The following is a 21,100-nucleotide window of genomic DNA, read 5'->3' on the forward strand; positions in this document are numbered from 1 at the left end:
ATGATCGCGGCGAGGGGTGGTCGTATCGCCGCTGTGTCGGGATCCCGGCCGGACCGTCCACCCGAGCGGGTGCGCGAGCGGTCGGGGCGGTTCGGGCCCGGGGGCGGCCGACGCCCGGCCGGAGGGCGTCCCTCCCTCCGGCCGGACGGGTTCACCGGCCCTTGCGGGCGGCTCCCTGCACGCCTGCCCCCGGGCCCGGGCGGCCATGCGCGGCGTGCGGAAGTACGCCGGGGCGCCCCGGGCGGGATGCGCGCCCCGGGGCTTTCCTCAGGGGTGGGTCAGTCGTGCCAGGGGCCCGTGATCGCGAACGTCGTGCCCGGGCGGTAGCAGTTGACGTACATCGTCTCGCCGTCCGGGGAGAACACCACCCCCGCGAACTCGCCCCACTCGGGCAGCTCGGGAGTGCCGATGTTCTGCCGGTTGCGGGCCATCTCGTAGATCTCGCCGCGGCGCGACACACCGTAGACGTGCTGGGCGCCGTCGCCGTCCTCGCACAGCATCAGATTGCCGCCGGGGGCGAGGCAGATATTGTCCGGGGACTCGCCGGGCGTCTGGATATCGGTGTTCGGTCCGAAGACCACCACCAGGGTCACCCTGCGACGGTCCGGCTCGTACTTCCACACCTGGCCGAAGTGGTCGGCCGCGGCACCCTGGCGGGTGCGGGCGTAGCTGGAGACGAAGTAGACCGAACGCCCGCCCCACCAGGCGCCCTCCAGCTTCTGGGCGCGGGTGATGCCCTTGGGGCCGTAGTCCTGGGAGCGTACGGAGGTCTGCACCGCCTGGCTGTCGGGCACCGGCACCCACTCGACCCGGTCGAACGACGTCCCGGGCTCGGTGACCGCGGAGAGGTCGGGCACTCCGGGTACCCGCATGGCCTCCAGCTCGCCGCCCGCGTGCAGCGACCCGCGGCCGCCGAGGGGGCGTTCGGGGAGGAAGCGGTAGAAGAGGCCGAAGGGGTTGCGGGCGTCTTCGGTCTCGTAGACGATCCCGGTCCGCGGGTCGACCGCGACCGCCTCGTGGTCGAACCGGCCCATCGCGGTCAGCGGTACGGCGCCGGATCCGAACGGGTCGGCGCCGTCGACCTCGAAGACGAAGCCGTGGTCCTTGGTGTAGCCGTTGGTCCCGGCGCGGCTCTCGTCCTCCTCGCAGGTCAGCCAGGTGCCCCAGGGGCTGGGCCCGCCCGCGCAGTTCACCGCGGTCCCGGCGATCGCGACCCGCTCGGAGAGCACGTCCCCGTCGCTGTCCAGCTCCAGGACCGTACAGCCGCCGGTCGCCGCCGGGTCGTAGGTCAGACCGGGCACGGCGGGGACGGGCAGCGGGTCTCTCGGGTCGTTCTCGTGGTTGCGGACCAGATGGACCCGGCCGCGGCGGCCGCGGAACGCGGCCATGCCGTCGTGGTTTCCGGGGACCAGGCCCTCCCCGGAGCGCAGTGGTTCGCCCTCCCGGGACAGCACCCGGTAGCGGAACCCGGCCGGCAGGTCGAGCAGTCCGGCCGGATCGGGGACGAGGGGACCGTAGCCGCCGCGCCCGTGGGCGGCGGCCGTGCTCGCGAAGAGTTCGGAGAGGGCTCCGGCGAAGGCGACGGAGGCGCCGAGTGCGCCCGTACGGGCGAGGACGCTGCGGCGGGTGGTTTCCGGCATGGGGCAACTCCCTGTGGCGGACAGAGAAATGGCAGACGGAGGGGTGGTGCGGGGGATGGTGCGGGGGGTGACGTGGGCCACAAAAAAGTGACCCGCACGTGTGTAGCACGCACCTGGTGGGCGCGTGAACCGTGCGGGTCACTGGGAAAGCTGTGTCGTCTGAAACTGTACGTACGCCGGAGGATCTTCAGCCGATTCCTCCGGCGGGGGTGTCAGACCAGTTCGGCGGTGAGGGTGATGGTCGTGCCGGTGAGGGCCTGGCTGACCGGGCAGTTCTTCTTGGCGCCCTCGGCCGCCTCGGCGAAGGCTTCGGCGTCGATGCCGGGAACCTCGCCGCGGACCGTCAGGTGGATGCCGGTGATGCCCTCACCGGGCTGGAACGTGACGTCCGCCTTGGTCTCCAGACGGGTGGGCGGGTTGCCCGCGCCCGCCAGACCGTGCGAGAGCGCCATCGAGAAGCAGCTGGAGTGGGCGGCCGCGATCAGCTCCTCCGGGCTGGTCTTGCCGTTGGCCTGCTCGGCGCGGGAGGGCCAGGAGACCGGCTGGGTGCCGATGCCGGAGGAGTCGAAGGTGACGTTGCCCGAGCCCTGGAGGAGGTTGCCCTCCCAGACCGTGTGCGCCGTGCGAGTCGTGGCCATGCTGTGGAATCCCTTCTGGTGGAAAGCTGGTTGCGCCTCGAACCTACTGGTCGGGGCCCGGACGCGGGAAACCCGGCGGGAGCCGCCGGGCCCGGCCCGGTGGCTCAGGAGGCGCCGTCGGTGTCCCCGAGGGGCTTGGCGTCCCGGGCCAGCGCGGTGAGGCGGGAGATCGCGCGGTAGTACTTCTTGCGGTAGCCGCCGCGCAGCATGTCCTCGCCGAAGAGCCGGTCGAAGGGGACCCCGGAGGCGATCACCGGGATCTCGGCGTCGTACAGCCGGTCGGCGAGCACCACCAGGCGCAGTGCCGTCGACTGGTCCGGTACGGGCGCGACCCCGGTGAGGCAGACCAGCCGGACGCCTTCGATCAGGGCCCCGTAACGGCTGGGGTGCACCTGGGAGAGGTGGCCGAGCAGATGGGGGAAGTGGTCCAGGGAGGCACCGGACGTGGTCCGCGCGGTCTTGGCGACGACCTCGTCGGCGTACGGCGGCGGGGCTTCGGGCAGCCCGCGGTGGCGGTAGTCCTCGCCGTCGATGCGGAGCGGCTGGAAGTGTGCGGACAGCCCCTGGATCTCGCGGAGGAAGTCGGCGGCGGCGAACCGGCCCTCGCCCAGTTTCCCGGGCAGGGTGTTGGAGGTGGCGGCCAGGGAGACACCGGCCTCGACCAGCTTCGACAGCAGCGACGACACCAGGACCGTATCGCCCGGGTCGTCCAGTTCGAACTCGTCGATGCAGAGCAGCCGGTAGCCGCCGAGGACGCGGACGGTGTCCCGGAAGCCGAGCGCGCCGACCAGGTTGGTCAGCTCCACGAAGGTGCCGAAGGCCTTCTGGTGGGCGGGAACGGGGGCCGCGTGCCAGACGGAGGCCAGCAGATGGGTCTTGCCGACGCCGTAACCGCCGTCGAGATAGACGCCGCGCGGCCCGGTGGGCGCGGCGGGCTTGCGGGAGAACCAGCCCCGGATACCGCCGGGGTCCCGGCGCTCCGCGCCGACCCCGGCCGCGAAGGCCGCCAGCCGGGTTACCGCGTCCGCCTGGCTGGGGTGGTTCGGATCCGGGATGTAGGTGTCGAAGCGGACCCCTTCGAAGCGCCACGGCGGCTCCAGCTCGTCCACCAGTCTCTCGACGGAGACCTGCGGCCGGCGCTCGCACAGGGAGTGGGGCGGGCCGGGTTCTATGGGGCTGCTGGTGGCACGAGTCGACACAGTTCCCCACTGTAAGCGCCGTGCGAGACTGCAGGACATGCGACGCCTGCTCCCTGTGACCGATCAGACAGCCGATGACGACCGAGAGTGGTCGCTGGAGGAGCTGGCCGAGCTCTACTCCTACCCGGAGCCGGATGCGAAGCAGGGCGGGGCGCCGGGGGCGTGGCTGCGCGGGAACATGGTGTCGTCGCTGGACGGCGCGGCCCAGCACGACGGTGCCTCGCAGCCGCTGTCCGGACCGGCCGATATGCGGATCTTCGGGGTGCTGCGGGCGCTCTGCGACGTGGTGATCGCCGGTGCTGAGACGGTCCGCCGCGAGGGCTACCGGCCCGCCAGGGCCCGCGAGGCCTTCGCGGCGCGGCGGGCGGCCGCCGGACAGACCCCGGCCCCGGCGATCGCGGTGGTCAGTGCCTCCCTGGAGCTGGACTTCACGGCGCCGCTGTTCACCGAGCCGCTGGTGCCGACGCTGATCCTGACGGGCGCCGGGGCGCCCGCCGAGCGGGTCCGGGCGGCCCGGCTGGCGGGCGCGGACGTCGTGCAGGCCGGGGACGGGCCCGGGGTGGACCCGGCGGCGGCCGTCGCGGCGCTGGCCGAACGAGGGCTGACCCGCCAGCTCACCGAGGGCGGCCCGAGGCTGCTGGGCCGGTTCGTGGCGGCCGGGGTGCTGGACGAGCTCTGTCTGACGGTGGCGCCGGTCCTCACGGCGGGGGACGCCCAGCGGATCACGAACGGCCCCGGAACAGCCGTACCCGAACGGTTCGCACTGGTGTCCGTACTGGAAGAGGCGGGCTTCCTTTTCACCCGATACCGTCGCATCTGACAATCAGCGGAATTTCCCGTTCCGGTTAGCTTCGGCTGGGCAGACTTACTCCCACAGACCCCGTGCGGTCACGGGGAAGGATGGTTTCCGCAGAAGGGCTCCTGAACGTGTTCACAAGCGTACTGATGATCGAGCAGCCCCTGACGTCCGCCGATGTGGATTTTGTGACTACCCTCCACGGCGACGAGGCCATCTCGTTCGTCGTGCTGATGCAGCCGCGCGGTGCCCAGGCCGACGTACTGCTGCGGGCCATCGACGACGTGGCCCTCGGCGAGCTGAAGGACGCCGTCCACGAGGGCGGAGAACCCGAGGGGAAGGACGCGATCGCCCCGGCGGAGCTGGCCCTGGAGCACTCCCTGCGGGCCCTGCGCGCGGCCGGCTCCGAGGCCGTGGGACAGGTGGTCGAGAAGCACCCGCTCGACGTGCTGAAGACCGTCGTCGAGGATTCCAACGCCGACGAGGTCATCGTCCTGACCGAGCCGCACTACGTGGAGGAGTTCTTCCACCGGGACTGGGCCTCCCGGGCACGCCACAAGGTCGGCGTCCCGGTGCTCAAGCTCTTCGCCCACAACGAATAGGGTGGTGGCCCGGCCGGAACAGCGACCGGCCGGGCGACCCCGTAAGGAAGGCAGAACACGCATGGCATCCGCCATCCCCACCGCCATGGAACAGCCCCACTTCATCGGCATCGGCGGTGCCGGGATGTCCGGCATCGCCAAGATCCTCGCCAGCCGTGGGGCGAAGGTGGCGGGCAGCGATGCCAAGGAGTCGCCCACGGCGGACGCCCTGCGGGCCCTCGGGGCCACCGTCCACATCGGCCACCGGGCCGAATATCTGGCCTCGGGCGCGAGCTGCGTCGTCGTCTCCAGCGCCATCCGCGCCGACAACCCCGAGCTGCTGCGCGCCGCCGAACTGTCCGTCCCCGTCGTCCACCGCTCCGACGCGCTGGCCTCCCTGATGGACGGGTTGCGCCCGATCGCGGTCGCCGGCACCCACGGCAAGACCACCACCACATCCATGCTGGCCGTCGCCCTCACCGAGCTGGGGCTCGACCCCTCGTACGCCATCGGCGGCGATCTCGCGGGCCCCGGCACCAACGCCCGGCACGGCGAGGGCGAGATCTTCGTCGCCGAGGCCGACGAGAGCGACCGCAGCTTCCACAAGTACGCCCCCGAGGTCGCGATCGTCCTCAACGTGGAGCTGGACCACCACGCGAACTACGCCTCCCTCGACGAGATCCACGAGTCCTTCGAGACCTTCGCCGGACGGATCGTCCCCGGCGGCACGCTGGTGGTCTTCGCCGACCAGGACGGCGCCGTCGAACTGGCCCGGCGGGTGCACGGCAGGGACGGGCTCAAGGTCGTCACGTACGGCGAGTCCGCGTCCGCCGACGTCCGGGTGGTACGGATCGTCCCCGAGGGCCTGACCAGCTCGGTCACCGTCGTCCTCGACGGCCGCGAGCTGACCTTCACGGTCTCGGTGCCCGGCCGCCACTACGCCCTCAACGCCGTCGCCGCGCTCACCGCGGGCGCCGCCCTCGGCGTCCCGGCCGACGAGCTGGCCGGGGCCATCGGCGCCTACACCGGTGTGGGGCGCCGCCTCCAGCTCAAGGGCGAGGCGGCCGGGGTGCGGGTCATCGACTCCTACGCCCACCACCCGACCGAGATGACCGCCGATCTGGAGGCGATGCGGGGCGCGGCCGCGGACTCCCGGCTGCTCGTCGTCTTCCAGCCGCACCTGTTCTCCCGCACCCAGGAGCTGGGCAAGGAGATGGGCGAGGCGCTGGCCCTCGCCGACGCCTCCCTGGTGCTCGACATCTACCCGGCCCGGGAGGACCCGATCCCCGGGATCACCAGCGCCCTGATCGTCGACGCCGCGCGGGCCGCGGGCGCCGGGGTCACCCCGGTCCATGACCGGGAGACCGTGGCCGCCGCCGTCGCGGGAATGGCCGGACCCGGTGACCTCGTTCTCACCATGGGCGCCGGAGACGTGACCGACCTCGGTCCGGTGATCCTGGACCGTCTCTCCGGCCGGACTCCGTCCCCCTGAAAAGTCGACCCGAGGAAGCGGTTCCCATGGCGTACGAGATCGACAAGCCGGACGAGCAGTGGCGCGCCGAGCTGAACCCCGCCGAGTACCAGGTGCTCCGGCAGGCCGGTACCGAACCGGCGTTCACCGGTGAGTACACGGACACCACCACCGAAGGCGTCTACTCCTGCCGGGCGTGCGGGGCGGAGCTGTTCCGCTCCGACACGAAGTTCCCCTCCCACTGCGGCTGGCCGTCCTTCTACGACCCCAAGGACTCCGACGCGGTCGAACTGCTCCAGGACAGCTCCCACGGCATGGTCCGTACGGAGGTGAGGTGCGCCCGCTGCGGATCGCACCTCGGTCATGTGTTCGAGGGGGAGGGTTATCCGACCCCGACGGACCAGCGCTACTGCATCAACTCGATTTCCCTGAAGCTGACGCCGGACGGCGCCGAGGGCTGAGCCCGCCGCGGCCCCGGTGGGCTCCCACCGGGCGGGAAGCCCCGCCCGGTGGGACAATGCCTCCGTGTCCGACGCCCCAGACACCTCCGACGTTCGTTTCGCCCCGCTGCCCGCACCCCTCGTCGAGCGCGCCCGCGCGCTCGCCCGGGACGGCAGGCGGGTGCTCGGCATCGCCGGAGCGCCCGGGGCCGGGAAGTCCGTGCTGGCCGCACGGCTCGCCGCCGCGCTCGGCGGCGACCGGGCCGTCGTCGTCCCCATGGACGGCTTCCACCTCGCCCGGGCGGAGCTGGTACGGCTCGGCCGCGCCCACCGCAAGGGCGCACCCGACACCTTCGACGCCCATGGATATCTGGCACTGCTGGCCCGGCTGCGCGCCCCCGAACCCGGGGTCACGGTCTATGCGCCCGCCTTCGACCGCGCCCTGGAGGAGCCGGTCGCCGGAGCCGTACCCGTACCGCCCGAAATACCGCTCGTCGTCACCGAGGGCAACTACCTCCTCCACGACGACGGCCCCTGGGCCCGGGTCCGGCCCCTGCTCGACGAGGTCTGGTACGTCGAACCCGACGACACCGACCGGGTCCGCCGGCTCGTCGCCCGGCATATCGCCTTCGGCCGGGCGCCCGAGGACGCCCGGCGCTGGGTGGACCGCTCCGACGAGGCCAACGCCCGGCTCGTGGTCCGCGGCCGCTCCCGCGCCGACCTCGTCGTCCCCTCGTACTGAACGGGTCCCGTCCCCGCCCCGCCCACCGGGGGCTACCGATGCGTACGGTGGCGTTGAACGGATCTTTGCCGACCCGGACGACCGGGGTCGGTAGTCTCGGACCGATGCGGGCCGGTCGAGTGGGAGGCGGTTGACGTGGGCTTGTTCCGGCGCGGGCCGAGGCGCGACAGCAGCGAAGCGCCCCGGGACCCCAAATTCCCCTATCTCTCCGCCGACGAGGGCGACCGCTTCCGCGCCCAGGTGCGTGAGGCCTTCGCCGAACAGGGCCTGGAGGTCACGGTCTACGCGGACGTCGTCGTCGACAGCGCCGGACGCCAGTTCGGGCTGGTCAATCTCGCCGCCGTCCTGCACAACGACGACCGGGGGCCGCGGGCCTGGGCCGAACTGGTCCGCCGCCATGTGGGCATGGTGCTGCGGACCATGGACGCGCCCTCCGCCCTCGACACCCTCTCCACCGAGCAGATCCGCTCCCAGCTCTACCCCCGGGTGCTCAGCGCCGACGGCTTCGACCGGGACAGCTTCGGCTACGCCCGCGCCCTGGCCCCCGGACTCTACGAGGTCCTCGCGCTCGACCTCCCGGAGAGCGTCATGATGCTCACCGACGAGGCCCTGGAACCCCTCGGCAGGCTGCCCTACCTGCGCGAACAGGCCCTCTACAATCTGCGCGGACTGCCCCTGGAGGGCCACGAGACCGTCAAGGGCGACAACGGTCTGCGCTTCGAGGTCGTGGCCGGGGACTCCTTCTACACCGCCAGCCGGGTGCTGACGCTGGAGAGCGTCGTACGGGATGTCACCGGCGGCACGATGACCCCCGACGGCGCGCTGGTCGCCTTCCCCTTCCGGCACCGGCTGGCCTTTCACGTCATCCGGGACGCCGGACTGATCCCCGCCCTCAACGCCATGACCTCCTTCGCCGCCTCCGGTTACGCGGACACCCCGGGGGCCATCTCCCCGTACGTCTACTGGTGGCGCGGCGGCACCCTCACCCAGCTCAGCGACCACGACCGGGACGGCGCCGGAGCCTGGTCCGGAGGCGACGACGGCCGCGGTCGGGACGGCGGCGACGGTCTGCGCATCGTGGTCGGTGAGGACTTCCAGGAGCTGCTGGAACGTCTCGTCGGCGACTGCGACGACCCCGACTGACCGCCCCGGGCGCAGGCGCTCACGGCGTCCGGACCACCGCGCACGACTCCGGTCCCAGCTCCAGGTCCCCGGCCGGGTCCGGGCCGGGCGACGGGTTCCAGGAGGCCAGCACCCGGGCGTCCGTGCCGACCGGGAAGCGGGCCGGGGTGCGGCCCAGGTTGTACAGGATGCGCAGTTCGCCGCGGCGGACCGCGTAGCGGTCGGTACCGCCGGAGGTGTCGTACGAGACGTCCACCGTCGCCTGGTCGGGGTCCGTGAGGTCGGGCTGGGCACGGCGCAGCGCGATCAGCTCCCGGTGCCAGGCCAGCAGCCGGGCGTGCGGTTCGCGGGTCCGCTCGGCGCGGTCGAGTACGGAGCGGTTCCGGGTTTCCGGGTCCTGCGGGTCGGGGACCTCGCCGGCGGACCAGCCGTGGGCCGCGAACTCGGCCCGCCGCCCCTCCCGTACCCTCCGGGCCGTCTCCGGGTCGGTGTGGTCGGTGAAGTACTGCCAGGGCGTGCCCGCCCCCCATTCCTCGCCCATGAACAGCATCGGGGTGAACGGCCCGGTCAGCACCAGGGCCGCGGCGCAGGCCAGCAGCCCGGGGGAGAGCAGCGCTGACAGCCGGTCCCCGGCGGCCCGGTTGCCGATCTGGTCATGGCTCTGGGCGAAGCCCACGAAGCGGTGGACGGGCCCGGCCAGGGTGTCCACCGGGCGTCCGTGGGTGCGGCCGCGGAACGAGGAGTACGTACCGTCGTGGAACCAGACCCGGGTCAGGGAGCGGGCCAGCGCGGCCCGGGGGTCGGCGGCGAAGTCCGCGTAGTAGCCCTGGGACTCGCCCGTCAGCAGGGTGTGCAGCCCGTGGTGGAAGTCGTCGTTCCACTGGGCGTGCAGCCCGAGGCCGCCCGCCGTGCGCGAAGCGGTGGTCCGCGGGTCGTTGAGGTCGGACTCCGCGATCAGGAACAGCGGCCGCCCCAGCTCATCCCCGAGCCGGTCGACGGCCGTCGACAGCTCCTCCAGGAAGGTCAGGGCCCGCTCGTCGGCGAGCGCGTGCACCGCGTCGAGCCGCAGCCCGTCCAGCCGGTGTTCCCGCAGCCACATCAGCGCACTGCCCAGCAGATACTCCCGTACCTCGTCCGAGCCGGGCCGGTCCAGATTGACCGCGGGGCCCCAGGGGGTGCGGTGGGCGTCCGTCAGATACGGGCCGAAGGCGGGCAGCTGGTTCCCGGACGGGCCCAGGTGGTTGTGGACCACGTCCAGCACCACCCCGAGGCCGTGCCCGTGCGCCGCGTCGGTGAACCGTTTGAGCGCCTCCGGCCCGCCGTACGGTTCATGGACCGCCCACGGGGCCACCCCGTCGTACCCCCAGCCGTGCACCCCGGGGAACGGGCAGAGCGGCATCAGCTCCACATGGGTGACGCCCAGCTCCGCCAGCTCCCCGAGGTGCCCGGCGGCGGCGTCCAGGGTGCCTTCGGGGGTGAAGGTGCCGATGTGCAGTTCGTACAGCACCGCCCCGCGCAGCCCCCGGCCCGGCCACGGGTGCCGCCAGGTGTAGCCGTCCGGGAGGAAGACCGCGCTGGGCCCTTCGGGCCCGTCGGGCAGGCGGCGCGAGCGCGGGTCGGGCCGTACGGGACCGCCGTCGACGGCGAAGCCGTAGCGGGTGCCGTCACGGGCGGGCGCCTCGGCCGTCCACCAGCCGGGGCGCTCCGGATCCGGTGCCATTGCCATGGATACACCGTCGCTGTCGAACCGCAGGGTCACCCGTTCGCGCGCGAAGGGCGCCCACACCTCGAACCGCACCGGGCAACCTCCTCGTGCGACGGTCTCCCGGGCCATCCGGACCATCCTGGCCATCCTGACAAGGGGTCGCCGTGGGCGCGCGCCGTACGGAGGACGGTGGGGGTACGCGCCCCGGGAGGCGCGCACCCCCACCGGACGGTGTCAGTCCGCCGGGACCAGGTCGATGCGCTCCTGGATCACGGGGAAGCCCGCGCGGGCGAAGTGCTTGGCCATCGGGACGTTCGGCTGGTCCGTCGCGCCCAGCACGGACTCGGCGCCGTAGCCCACCAGATCGTGCAGGCACTCCACCAGCAGGTCGTACGCATAGCCGTGGCCGCGGGCCTCGGGGAGGACCCCGATATAGCCCACCGCGGGCCCCGCCGGGACGTGCAGCGGGATCTGCAGGCCCACCCTTTCGCCGTCGGCGGTGTACGCCAGACGCCACCATGCGCGCGGGGAGGGTGCCCAGTGGAAGAACTCCAGCTCCTCCCGGGCCGCCCGGTCGAGACCGCCCTGTTCGATCGCGCGCAGGGCGTGCGCGTCCAGGGTCACCGAGTGGACCCGGCGGAGGACGTCGAGGATCACCTCGTCGTCGGGCTCGGGGCGGAACACCAGCCGCCCGGGGCGCTCCGGCAGGCCGTTCCCGGGGGTCCAGCGGTAGCGGTAGCGCTCCACGAGCACCCGCATCCCGGCCGCCTCGGCCGCCCGGATGCGGCTCTCGCCGGCCGCCCTGAGCGCGGGGTCCTCGCGCCAGCCGGGCGGCAGCAGCAGGTCGTAGCCCACGGACCAGGGCGCGCTGCGGAGCAGTTCGCTGCCCGCCTCCTCCTCGCCGTCGGCGAAGTCGAACCAGTTGAGGTTGACGGGGGAGGTGTCGTCGGGCCCGCCCCACCAGGCGGCCCGGGCGACGACACGGCCGTCGCGCAGGGCGATCCGCTGCCATTCGGGGCGGTGGGTGATGTCGGACAGGGTCCGGCCGATGCCCAGCGGGTCGGGCAGGGTGTGGAATAGCTGGGCGTCGCTCGTGGAGAGCGCGCGGATGACCAGTTCGGTCATGAGAGGGATTCCTCCGGAAGGAAAGCGGAACGATGGTCCGCGCTCCCGGGAATCAGTCGGTGGACGCCCGATGGACAGGGAGGGAGCGCGGGATGTGGATGAACTGCACGGCACTCGCCTCCTTCCGTTCGGTGTACGGCGTCGTGATCACGTTAACCGGACGGAGGCGGCGGCGTCCAGCGCCTTTTCCGGCGGGCGGTCGGGCGGGTGCGGTCGGCTCGGGGCCGGGGGCGGTGCCGTCGGTGCCGTACACCCGGCGCTGGACCGCCTGAACCGCCTGAACCGCTGACCTGCCTGAAACACCGTCACCGGCCTTGTGGCGAAGCTGTGCCGGAACTTTTGCTTCCGTGCAGGTCAGATCAGTGCGCCGGGTGATAGCGCATGCCGTTTTCTGGACACCCCGCCGCCACCGGGCCGACAATTGCCGGGTGACCTCCTCCCTGCCGTCCCCGTCCCCGGGGTTCTCCGGACACCCCGTTCCCGTGCGGCCGTCCGACGCCGAACGGGACCGGGTGGTGGACGTCCTCCGGGAGGGTGCCGCCGCGGGCAGGCTCTCCCACGACACGTTCCTGCGCCGGATGGAGCTGGCGCTCGCGGCCCGCAGCCCCGAGGAGCTGGCGGTCCTCACCGCCGACCTCCGGGCCGACGAGCCGGGGCTCGCGGTGCGGCTCGTCCGCTCCGTCGGCGGGGTCTCCGCGTTCGTGGTCAGGCTGCGCCGCGCCTGGACCGCCGAGAAGCTGCCGCCGCTGCTGCTGCCGGAACCCGGCCCGTACCCCCTGCGGATAGGGCGGGACCCGGGCAACGGACTGCGGCTGACGCACGAGAGCGTCTCCCGCGCCCATGCCGAGCTGAGCCTGCGCGGGGCGGGGTGGGTGCTGCGCGACCTCGGCTCGATGAACGGCACGACGGTGAACGGGCAGCGGGTCGCGGGCGCGGTGCCGGTGCGCGACGGGGACGTCGTCTCCTTCGGGCAGATCGCCTTCCGGCTCACCGCCCGCTGACACCGCCCCCTCGGGCTGCCGCCGCCGCGGCTCAGCGGTCGTCAGCGGTCGTCAGCGGTCGTCGCCGTCCCGTTCCCGGACCAGCAGGGCCACCGGGCCGTCCAGGAACAGCTCCGCCGCCGCCACCCGGCGGCCCCCGCGCACCTCCCGGCCGGACAGCGCGTCCGCCCAGACCCCGTCCGGCAGCTCCACCTCCGTACCCCGCCAGCCGCCCGCCCGCTCCAGCCGCAGGGAGAGCCGGGTAACGGCCGCCACCACCTCACCCGTACGGCAGTACGCCACACAGTGCCCCTCCGCCGGGCCGGACACCGCCAGCGGGGTGTACGTCCCCGAGGCGCCGAACACCTCGGGCCGCTCCCGCCGCAGAGTCAGCGCGGCCCGGGTCAGCGCCGTCTTCGCGGTGGCCGGCCCCTCCTCGAAGGGAGCCCGGTTGTCCGGGTCCACCAGCGCCCGGTAGTCCCGCTCGGTGCCCTGATAGACGTCCGGCACCCCCGGCATCGTCAGCTGGAGCAGCACCGAGCCCAGGACGTCCGCCCGGACGTACGGCTCCAGCTCCCTGGCGAACGACGCCACCGAGTACAGCGGGGGACCGGCCGGGCCCGCGGCCACGAACGCCGCCAGGGCCGCTTCGTACGCCTCGTCGGGCTCCGCCCAGCTCGTGCGCAGCGCCGCCTCCCGCGCCCCCTTCAGCAGCGCCGCCCGCAGCCGCTCCTCGTAGGGGAAACCGAAACCGAGCGCCGTCTGCCACGCCGCCCACGCCAGCTGCGGATCGGGTGCCCGGCCGCCCGGCTGCCGGGCCGCCTCCGCGGTCACCCGCTCCAGGAAGCCCGCCCACAGCTCCGGAGCCTGCGACAGTACGGCGATCCCGGCCCGCACATCGGCGCTGCGCTTGGTGTCGTGGGTGGTCAGCACGGTCCCGTTGGCGGGGTGGTCGCGGGCGATCCGGCGGGCGTAGGCATGGAACTCCGCCGGGCTCACCGCCGGGCGGGCCGGATCGCCGCCGACCTCGTTCGCGCTCAGCAGCGGGGTCCAGCGGTAGTACGCGGTGTCCTCCACCGACTTGGCCCGTACCGCCGACGCGGTCTGCGCGAACCGGGCCCGGAACGCCTCCCGGTCCGGGCCGTCGCCCGCCCGCCCCAGCGCCAGATCCCGTACCGCGTCCACGGCCCCCGCCTCCTCCGCGGATGCGAACACGGTCTTCGCGGCGACCGCGGCGGCCGGGGTGAGCACCTCGGACGCCGTGCTGCCACCGGTCCGGTACGGCCGGTACACCGGCAGCCGGACCAGGAGTTCGCGGATCGCGGTGGACAGCGCCCACGGCGCATGGTCCCGCAGCGCGGGGTCGGCGGCGCAGGCCCGGACCGCCAGCCGGGTCAGCGCCGCGAGCTCCGACCCCAGCTCACGACCCGCCGTCCGGTGGGCGGCGCGGAGCCGGGTCGGCTCCCAGCGGCCGCCCCGGTCGGCGGGCAGACCGGTGAACTCCCGGTACTGGAAGGCCAGTTCCGCCGCGCCCTCGGGATCGGTGAACAGTCCGTCGATACGGTGCAGCGCGTCGTACCCGGTGGTCCCGGCCACCGGCCAGGACGCCGGGAGCTGCTCCTCCCCGGTGAGGATCTTCTCCACCACCGTCCAGCAGGCCCCGCCGGTCGCCCCGGCGAGCCTGCGCAGATAGGCCTCCGGGTCGGCGAGCCCGTCCGGATGGTCGACCCGCAGCCCCTCCACGACCCCGTCCCGCACCAGCTCCAGGATCTTGGCATGGGTGGCGTCGAAGACCTCCGGATCCTCCACCCGGACCCCGATCAGCTCCGCGACGGTGAAGAACCGCCGGTGGTTCAGCTCGGTACGGGCCAGCCGCCACCAGCCCAGCCGGTACCACTGGGCGTCCAGTACGGAGACCAGGTCCGCGGGCCCGACACCGGGCCCGGTGCCGGGGCGCAGGGGGAAGCGGTGCTCCCCGTACGCGACGGTGCCCCCGGCGTCCCCCGAGATCCGCAGCCGCGGCAGCTCGTCCCCGAACCGCCCGGCCAGCACCGGCAGCAGCAGCCGTCCGCCGCCCGCGTCCCAGTCGATGTCGAACCAGCGGGCGTACGGCGAGTCCGGGCCGTGGCGCAGTACGTCCCACAGGGCGGGGCTGTGGCGCGGCACCAGCGCCATGTGGTTGGGCACGATGTCCACGACCAGGCCCATACCGTGCTCCCGGGCGGCCCGGGCCAGGGACCGCAGGCCCTCCTCGCCGCCCAGTTCCTCCCGGACCCGGGTGGGGTCGGTGACGTCGTAGCCGTGGGTGGAGCCCGGGACGGCCTCCAGGACCGGGGACAGATGGAGATGGGACACCCCCAGCCCGGCGAGGTACGGCAGGACGGCGGCGGCCCGGGCGAACGGGAACGCGGGCTGGAGCTGGAGGCGGTAGGTGGAGGTGGGCGTCATACCGGTGTCCGTACCCGCACCCGGCGGCCGGGCGGCCCCGGCGGGGCCGTACGGGTGAGCGGAGCCGCCGTGCCCTGGGCCGTGTCACGGGGGCGGGGACCGGTCCGGAGCGCGTTGCCCCCTCGCCGTACCCCCCGCCGGGTCACACTGGCCGCCGCAGCACCACCAGACTGTGGCTCCGGCGGCGCAGCCGGGCCCCCGCCGCGACCCGCTGGCCGCCGCCCGGCGGAACGCCCTCGGGACGTGCGGTGTCCACGACCGTCCGCCAGCCCCGGCCGTGCTTCGCCGGAACCGTGAAGTCGAGATCCTTCGGGCTCGCGTTGAACATCAGCAGGAAAGAGTCGTCCCGGATCCGTTCCCCCCGCGGCCCCGGCTCGGAGATCGCGTCGCCGTTGAGGAACACCGACAGCGCGCCCGGCCGGGCCGCCTGCCAGTCCCGCTGGGTCATCGGCTCGCCCTCCGGGGTGAACCAGGCGATGTCCGTCAGCGCGCCCGGCGCACCGGGCGTGCCGTCCGGGCCGTCCACCGGCCGCCCGCGGAAGAAGCGGCGGCGCCGGAAGACCGGATGGTCGCGGCGGAGCCACACCATCGTCCGGACGAACTCCTGCAGCGGCTGCTCCCCGGGGACGGCGGTCTCCCCGGGTTTGGGCCAGTGCACCCAGGACACCTCGCCGTCCTGGCAGTACGCGTTGTTGTTGCCGTGCTGCGTCCGGGCGAACTCGTCCCCGTGGCCCAGCATCGGCACCCCCTGCGAAAGCAGCAGCGTGGCCAGGAAGTTCCGCATCTGACGGGCCCGCAGCTCCAGCACCGCCGGATCGTCCGTCTCGCCCTCCACCCCGCAGTTCCACGACCGGTTGTGGCTCTCGCCGTCCCGGTTGCCCTCCCCGTTGGCCTCGTTGTGCTTGGTGTCGTACGCCACCAGATCGTGCAGGGTGAAACCGTCGTGGCAGGTGACGAAGTTGATGGACGCCAGCGGGCGGCGGCCGTCGCACTGGTAGAGGTCCGACGAGCCGGTCAGCCGGGACGCGAACTCGGCCAGCGTCCTCGGCTCACCGCGCCACAGATCCCGGACCGTGTCCCGGTACTTGCCGTTCCACTCGGTCCACAGCGGCGGGAAGTTCCCCACCTGATAGCCGCCCTCGCCCACGTCCCACGGTTCGGCGATCAGCTTCACCTGACTGACCACCGGATCCTGCTGCACCAGATCGAAGAACGACGACAGCCGGTCCACCTCGTGGAACTGCCGGGCCAGGGTCGCCGCCAGATCGAAACGGAAGCCGTCGACGTGCATCTCCGTCACCCAGTACCGCAGCGAGTCCATGATCAGCTGCAGTACGTGCGGAGACCGCATCAGCAGCGAATTCCCGGTGCCCGTGGTGTCCGTGTAGTGCCGCCGGTCCTCGGCGAGCCGGTAGTACGAGGCATTGTCCAGGCCCCGGAACGAGAGCGTCGGGCCCAGATGGTTCCCCTCCGCCGTGTGGTTGTAGACCACATCGAGAATGACCTCGATACCGGCCTGGTGCAGCGCCCTCACGGCGTGCTTGAACTCCAGCACCTGCTCGCCCCGCTCGCCCCAGGAGGCATAGGCGTTGTGCGGGGCGAAGAAACCGATCGTGTTGTAGCCCCAGTAGTTGCGCAGCCCCGCGTCCACCAGCCGGTGGTCCTGGACGAACTGGTGGACCGGCATCAGCTCCAGCGTGGTGACGCCCAGCTCCGTCAGATGCGAGATCACCGCCGGATGGGCGAGCCCCGCATAGGTGCCCCGCAGCTCCGGCGGCAGCTCCGGATGGAGCATCGTCAGGCCCTTCACATGGGCCTCGTAGATCACCGTCCGGTGGTACTCCGTCCGGGGGGACCGGTCGTCCCCCCAGTCGAAGTAAGGATTCACCACGACGGACGCCATGGTGTGCCCCGCGGAGTCCAGGACATTGCGCGACTCCGGCCGCCCGAAGTGGTAGCCGTACACCGGCTCGCCCCAGGTCACGGCCCCGCTCAGGGCCCTCGCATACGGGTCGATCAGCAGCTTCGACGCATTGCACCGATGCCCCTGACCGGGATCGTGCGGACCGTGCACCCGGAAGCCGTACCGCTGCCCCGGCATCACGCCCGGCAGATACGCGTGCCGGACAAAGGCGTCCGCCTCGCGCAGCTCGACGCGCTCCTCCGAGCCGTCGTCGTGCAGCAGACACAGCTCGATACGCCGCGCCGCCTCGGAGAACACCGCGAAATTCGTGCCGGCGCCGTCGAAGGTGGCACCGAGGGGATACGCCTGTCCCGGCCAGACCTGCATGCAGAACTCCGCCCCTTCCGCGATCCGGGCGGGTGGGGGGACAGGGGCCCGGATCCCGTCCGAACGTACCGTGAGCGCCCCCGGCGCGCCCCCCGGACGGCGCGCCGTCAACGGCACGTTCCGATCCTCACCCGTACGGCGTAAACCGGCCACCGTGGGGGCGGCGCGCCGCGCGCAGCCCCTAGTTGCCCGCACCTGCTCCGGGCCCGCGCCCCGGAGCCCGCGGGGCCCGTCGGGCCCGGACCCGGCGGACGCCGCGCCCCGAATCCCCCCTGACTCGCTATGAATCCGCTCACTCCCGGCCGACTTGGCCGGAATAACACCCCTGGAACAGAAGGCAGTTGAAAAGGGACCCCGGCGATCCGGCTGCACCTCCTCATGCTTGCGGAGTAGTCTGCGTTGATCTTTGGTGGGGGACGGGAAGGGGACGCCGGTGAGCTCGGGAGGGCTGGAGCTACCCCCCGGTGACAGCGGTCACGAGGGGGATCCCGCCGATGTCCCGCCGGGAGCGGTGTCCCTCGCCAGACCGCTGGAAATCGGGGCGGAACTCGACTGGGACGCCGAGTCCTGGGCCGAGGTACGGACCCGCGCCCAGCGCGCGGGACGTGCGTACATCTGGCTGAACCTGGTCGAACAGCGGCTGCGCGCCGTCGTCGCCGCCGTCCTGCGGCCCGTGTACGAACCCGTGCACGGCGACGACTGGGTCATCGCCGCCGCCGGACCCGCTGGACAGGAATGGGTCCAGCGGGCCGTCGCGGTACGGGAGGTCTCCCGGCGCAAGGGCTATCTCCTCGACCCCGCCGACGACAACGTGCTCTCCTTCCTGACCCTGCCCCAGCTGCGGGAGCTGATGGTCCAGCACTGGCCCTGCTTCGAGCCGTACCTCGACGACCGGCGCGACGTCGAACTCGCCCTCGACGAACTCGAAGTCACCCGCAACGTCGTCTCCCGCAACCGGGCCCTCAACGAAGCCGTACTCGCCCAGGCGGAACGCGCATCCGCGCGCCTCCTCGACATGCTCGGCAGCGGCACCGCGACCCGGTCGGCCGACCGGCTGCCCGTCGACGCCGTCGAAGACCTCGTCGGCGACCGGTACGCCGACGTGGTCTCCGTCCACCCCGACCGGGTCCGCCTCCAGCGCCAGCTCCCCGCCGAAGACCTCTTCGGCGGCGCCCGCCGCCTCGACGCCATCGGCATCGGGCTGAACCTCCTGGTCCAGAACTTCTCCGGACGCCGGCTGGTCCGCCTCGCCGAAAGCGGGGCCCGGGTCCGGCTGCTCTTCCTCAACCCCGCGAGCAGCGCCGTCAAACGGCGCGAACGGGAACTCGGCCTCAGAAAGGGTGAACTCAGCCGCACCGTGGAGATGAACATCCTCCATATGCGGCGGGTCCGCTCCCTCCTCCGCGACCCCGGCGCCTTCGAAATCCAGGTCTTCGACGAGACGCCCCGCTTCACCGCCTACCTCGTCGACGGCGACGGGCCCGACGGGATGGCCGTCGTCCAGACCTATCTGCGCACCGCCCGCGGTATGGAGGCACCGGTCCTGGTACTCCGCGGCGGCCGCCGCTCCGTGGTCCGGGCCGGACACCCCGGCGATCCCGGCGACCCCGGAGAGCACGGACTCTTCCAGACCTACCGCGAGGAGTTCGAGTCGGTGTGGTCCGACTCCCGCCCGGTCTCCTGAGTGTCAGTGGCACATGACAGGGTGAGAAGCATCCGGGGGAGCAGCACCACGAAGGAGGGGGTCCACCATGACCTGGCACACGGAAGAACTCGTCGGCTTCGACCTGGAGACGACGGGCACCGAGCCCTGGGAAGCGCGGATCGTCACCGCGGCCGTCGTCCGCACGGTTCCCGGGGGCGCGCCGCGGCGCCGGGTCTGGCTGGCCGACCCCGGCATCCGGATCCCCGAACAGGCGTCCGCGATCCACGGCATCACCACCGAACGCGCCACCGCGGAGGGCCGGCCCGCCCGCGAGGTCGCGGACGAGGTCGCGGCCGAACTGTGCGGGCACTGGGACCGCGGGGTGCCCGTCGTGGCCTACAACGCCTCCTTCGACCTCACCCTCCTCGGCGCGGAGCTGGCCCGCCACGGGCTGCCGTCCCTCACCGAACGGCTCGGCGGGCGGACCCCCGGGCCGGTCGTCGACCCGCTCACCATCGACCGGGCCGCCGACCGCTACCGCAAGGGGAAGCGCACCCTGGAGGCCGTCAGCGCGGAGTACGGCGTGGCCCTCGCCGACGCGCACGACGCGACGGCGGACGCGGAGGCGGCGGTCGCGGTGGCCCGCGCGCTGGCGGCCCGTCACCCGTCGGTGGCCGCTCTCGCCCCGGCGGAGCTGCACGAGCAGCAGATTCGCTGGTACGCGACATGGGCGAAGGACTTCGAGTCGTTCCTGCGCCGCAAGGGCGACGCGACGGCGGAGGTGGACGGGACGTGGCCGTTCCGGGATGCCCCGGTCGCCTCCCGCGAGGGCGCCTCCCGCTGAGGGGCGCTTCGTTCCTGCGAGGGCGCCTCCCGCTGTGGGGCGCTTCGTTCCTGCGGGGTGCGGGCGCTTCGGTGGTCGAGTCGCGTGACTCCGTGGTGTAGGTCGCCGGTCCTGCCGGTGCGGGTGGGTCGGTGGCCTCCGGGCTCACCTCCTCGCGGCCTGCGATGCACTGCGCTCCGGCGAGCTGTGCTTGTCGCAGGTCCGCTGCGGGGGCGACCCTGCACCCCCCTCCCACGTGATCCCGACTTGACCCCGTGGGCAAGGATGTCTGTCCGCCGCAGGCCCTTCACCTGACGAGGCCGGAGAGGGTCTTTAGGGGCGCGGGGAACTGCGCGAACGGCCCACGACGGCCCGCGGGCGGAAAACCAACCCCGCCAGGCACGGCGCTCCCTGAGGAGCCGCAGCACGCTCCTCAGAAGGGGAACCAGCGGATCTCCGGGTCGGCGTCGCGGAGGGAGTTCACGCGGCGGATGAACTCCTCCCGTGCCTTCGGGTTCGTGGGGGCGTGCTGCGCCACCCACGCACAGCTCGCCGTCTCCCGCGCCCCGCGCAGCACCCCGCACCCCTCCCAGTCGCGGACGTCCCACCCGTACGCGGTGACGAACTCGTCGTACGCCTCGGGCGGCAGCCCGTACCGGTCCCGGGACAGGGCCATCACGACGAGGTCGTGCTCCCGCAGGTCCGCGGAGACGGTTTCCAGGTCGACCAGGACGGGACCGTCCGGGCCCACATGGACGTTCCGGGGGAGGGCGTCCCCGTGGATGGGCCCCGGCGGCAGATGCGGGGTCAGCGCCGCGGCCGCCGCGGCGAAACCGTCCCGCCGCTCCCGGAGGAACGCCGCGTCCGCCGGGTCGATCGCGTCCCCCGCCAGCCGCAGCCACCGCTCGACACCGCCGAGCAGCTCCCGCGGCGGCAGGGTGAGACCGGCCGGCGGCGCCAGCGCGTGGACGCGCCGCAGCAGGGCCGCCAGATCCGCCGGGCCCGCGGGGCGCACGGCGTCCGGCAGCCGGTGCCAGACGGTGACGGGATGCCCCTCGACGAGCCGTGCGGTCGGCTCCGCGGGACGTACCGCCGGTACGTCCGCGCCCGCCAGCCACATGCCGACGGCAACTTCGCGCTCCGCCCGCGCCAGCAGCTCCGCCGTCCGGCCGATCTTGACGACGAGGCCGTCCACCGCGAAGACCGCGTTCTCCCCGAGGGAGAGCAGTGTCCCGTCCGGCAGCCCCGCCGCCGCGAGGACGTCCCGTGCCCGTTCCGCGTCCACCGTCGCGTCCGCCGCCTTTCCTTGAGTCACCCCTGCGAACACGCCAAAGTGTCGCATCCACGGCAGGCGTCCTTGACGGGCCCCCGGCAGCTCAGGACCATGACCAGGGCCCGCGAGGGTGAGGGCGGTCACACCGCCATCCGCTGCCCGAAGGCGAAGGAGCCGGCTCG

17 protein-coding genes are annotated in these 21,100 nt (G+C 73.1%); 9 read left to right on the forward strand and 8 right to left on the reverse strand.

Annotated elements, in window-relative coordinates; genetic code table 11:
* Positions 1–278: 278 nt before the first annotated feature.
* From B7R87_RS27265 to zapE, 3 genes are all read right to left on the reverse strand, one after another.
* A complete protein-coding gene (locus tag B7R87_RS27265) occupies positions 279–1,640 on the reverse strand; it encodes an alkaline phosphatase PhoX (protein ID WP_006345809.1) in 1,362 nt (453 codons plus the stop codon).
* A 212-nt stretch (positions 1,641–1,852) separates the two neighbouring features.
* Entirely contained in the window at positions 1,853–2,278 is a 426-nt protein-coding gene (locus B7R87_RS27270) for an OsmC family protein (protein WP_006345808.1), read from the reverse strand.
* A 104-nt stretch (positions 2,279–2,382) separates the two neighbouring features.
* Positions 2,383–3,516, reverse strand: a complete 1,134-nt coding sequence (gene zapE, locus B7R87_RS27275) for a cell division protein ZapE (protein WP_078902069.1) — start codon at positions 3,514–3,516, stop codon at positions 2,383–2,385.
* On the opposite strand from zapE, the gene B7R87_RS27280 reads away from it, so the two are divergent.
* The 6 genes from B7R87_RS27280 (at position 3,515) to B7R87_RS27305 (ending at position 8,650) form a co-directional block, all read left to right on the forward strand.
* A complete protein-coding gene (locus tag B7R87_RS27280; protein WP_130584689.1) occupies positions 3,515–4,297 on the forward strand; it encodes a pyrimidine reductase family protein in 783 nt (260 codons plus the stop codon). The genes zapE and B7R87_RS27280 overlap by 2 nt on opposite strands.
* A 107-nt stretch (positions 4,298–4,404) precedes the next feature.
* A complete protein-coding gene (locus B7R87_RS27285; RefSeq protein ID WP_006345804.1) occupies positions 4,405–4,875 on the forward strand; it encodes a hypothetical protein in 471 nt (156 codons plus the stop codon).
* Positions 4,876–4,936: 61 nt separating this feature from the next.
* Positions 4,937–6,346 (forward strand): UDP-N-acetylmuramate--L-alanine ligase, encoded by a 1,410-nt coding sequence (gene murC / locus B7R87_RS27290; RefSeq protein ID WP_006345803.1) that lies wholly within the window; start codon positions 4,937–4,939, stop codon positions 6,344–6,346.
* A gap of 26 nt (positions 6,347–6,372) precedes the next feature.
* Positions 6,373–6,786: a peptide-methionine (R)-S-oxide reductase MsrB gene (msrB, locus tag B7R87_RS27295; protein WP_006345802.1), complete on the forward strand. Its 414-nt coding sequence runs from the start codon at positions 6,373–6,375 to the stop codon at positions 6,784–6,786.
* Between the two features lie 64 nt (positions 6,787–6,850).
* Positions 6,851–7,507, forward strand: coding sequence for a nucleoside/nucleotide kinase family protein (locus B7R87_RS27300; RefSeq protein ID WP_130584690.1), 657 nt, complete (start codon positions 6,851–6,853; stop codon positions 7,505–7,507).
* Between the two features lie 135 nt (positions 7,508–7,642).
* Positions 7,643–8,650 carry a hypothetical protein gene (locus B7R87_RS27305; RefSeq protein WP_006345800.1) on the forward strand — a complete coding sequence of 336 codons (1,008 nt, stop codon included), beginning with the start codon at positions 7,643–7,645 and terminating at the stop codon, positions 8,648–8,650.
* A 19-nt stretch (positions 8,651–8,669) separates the two neighbouring features.
* On the opposite strand, the gene treZ is transcribed toward B7R87_RS27305, so the two are convergent.
* Together treZ and B7R87_RS27315 are read right to left on the reverse strand one after the other, a co-directional pair.
* Positions 8,670–10,427, reverse strand: coding sequence for a malto-oligosyltrehalose trehalohydrolase (treZ, locus tag B7R87_RS27310; RefSeq protein WP_006345799.1), 1,758 nt, complete (start codon positions 10,425–10,427; stop codon positions 8,670–8,672).
* 141 nt (positions 10,428–10,568) lie between these two features.
* A complete protein-coding gene (locus tag B7R87_RS27315) occupies positions 10,569–11,459 on the reverse strand; it encodes a GNAT family N-acetyltransferase (protein ID WP_006345798.1) in 891 nt (296 codons plus the stop codon).
* A 428-nt stretch (positions 11,460–11,887) separates the two neighbouring features.
* Between B7R87_RS27315 and B7R87_RS27320 the strand changes: the two genes are divergently transcribed.
* The gene (locus B7R87_RS27320) at positions 11,888–12,460 is read left to right on the forward strand and encodes a DUF1707 and FHA domain-containing protein (RefSeq protein WP_006345797.1); all 573 of its coding nucleotides are present in this window, start codon (positions 11,888–11,890) and stop codon (positions 12,458–12,460) included.
* 51 nt (positions 12,461–12,511) lie between these two features.
* Here the strand turns inward: B7R87_RS27320 and treY are convergent, their stop codons facing one another.
* Together treY and glgX are read right to left on the reverse strand one after the other, a co-directional pair.
* Positions 12,512–14,887, reverse strand: coding sequence for a malto-oligosyltrehalose synthase (gene treY / locus B7R87_RS27325; protein ID WP_006345796.1), 2,376 nt, complete (start codon positions 14,885–14,887; stop codon positions 12,512–12,514).
* A gap of 142 nt (positions 14,888–15,029) precedes the next feature.
* Positions 15,030–17,177, reverse strand: a complete 2,148-nt coding sequence (gene glgX / locus B7R87_RS27330) for a glycogen debranching protein GlgX (RefSeq protein WP_006345795.1) — start codon at positions 17,175–17,177, stop codon at positions 15,030–15,032.
* Between the two features lie 433 nt (positions 17,178–17,610).
* Between glgX and B7R87_RS27335 the strand changes: the two genes are divergently transcribed.
* Together B7R87_RS27335 and B7R87_RS27340 are read left to right on the forward strand one after the other, a co-directional pair.
* A complete protein-coding gene (locus tag B7R87_RS27335) occupies positions 17,611–18,861 on the forward strand; it encodes an SAV2148 family HEPN domain-containing protein (RefSeq protein WP_040913687.1) in 1,251 nt (416 codons plus the stop codon).
* Positions 18,862–18,928: 67 nt separating this feature from the next.
* Positions 18,929–19,666 carry an exonuclease domain-containing protein gene (locus tag B7R87_RS27340; protein WP_006345793.1) on the forward strand — a complete coding sequence of 246 codons (738 nt, stop codon included), beginning with the start codon at positions 18,929–18,931 and terminating at the stop codon, positions 19,664–19,666.
* 412 nt (positions 19,667–20,078) lie between these two features.
* Here the strand turns inward: B7R87_RS27340 and B7R87_RS27345 are convergent, their stop codons facing one another.
* Complete coding sequence (locus tag B7R87_RS27345) at positions 20,079–20,930, reverse strand: phosphotransferase enzyme family protein (protein ID WP_130584803.1); 852 nt, start codon at positions 20,928–20,930, stop codon at positions 20,079–20,081.
* Between the last annotated feature and the right edge of the window lie 170 nt (positions 20,931–21,100).

Origin of the sequence: Streptomyces tsukubensis (assembly GCF_003932715.1) — a bacterium.
Lineage (GTDB): Bacteria > Actinomycetota > Actinomycetes > Streptomycetales > Streptomycetaceae > Streptomyces > Streptomyces tsukubensis.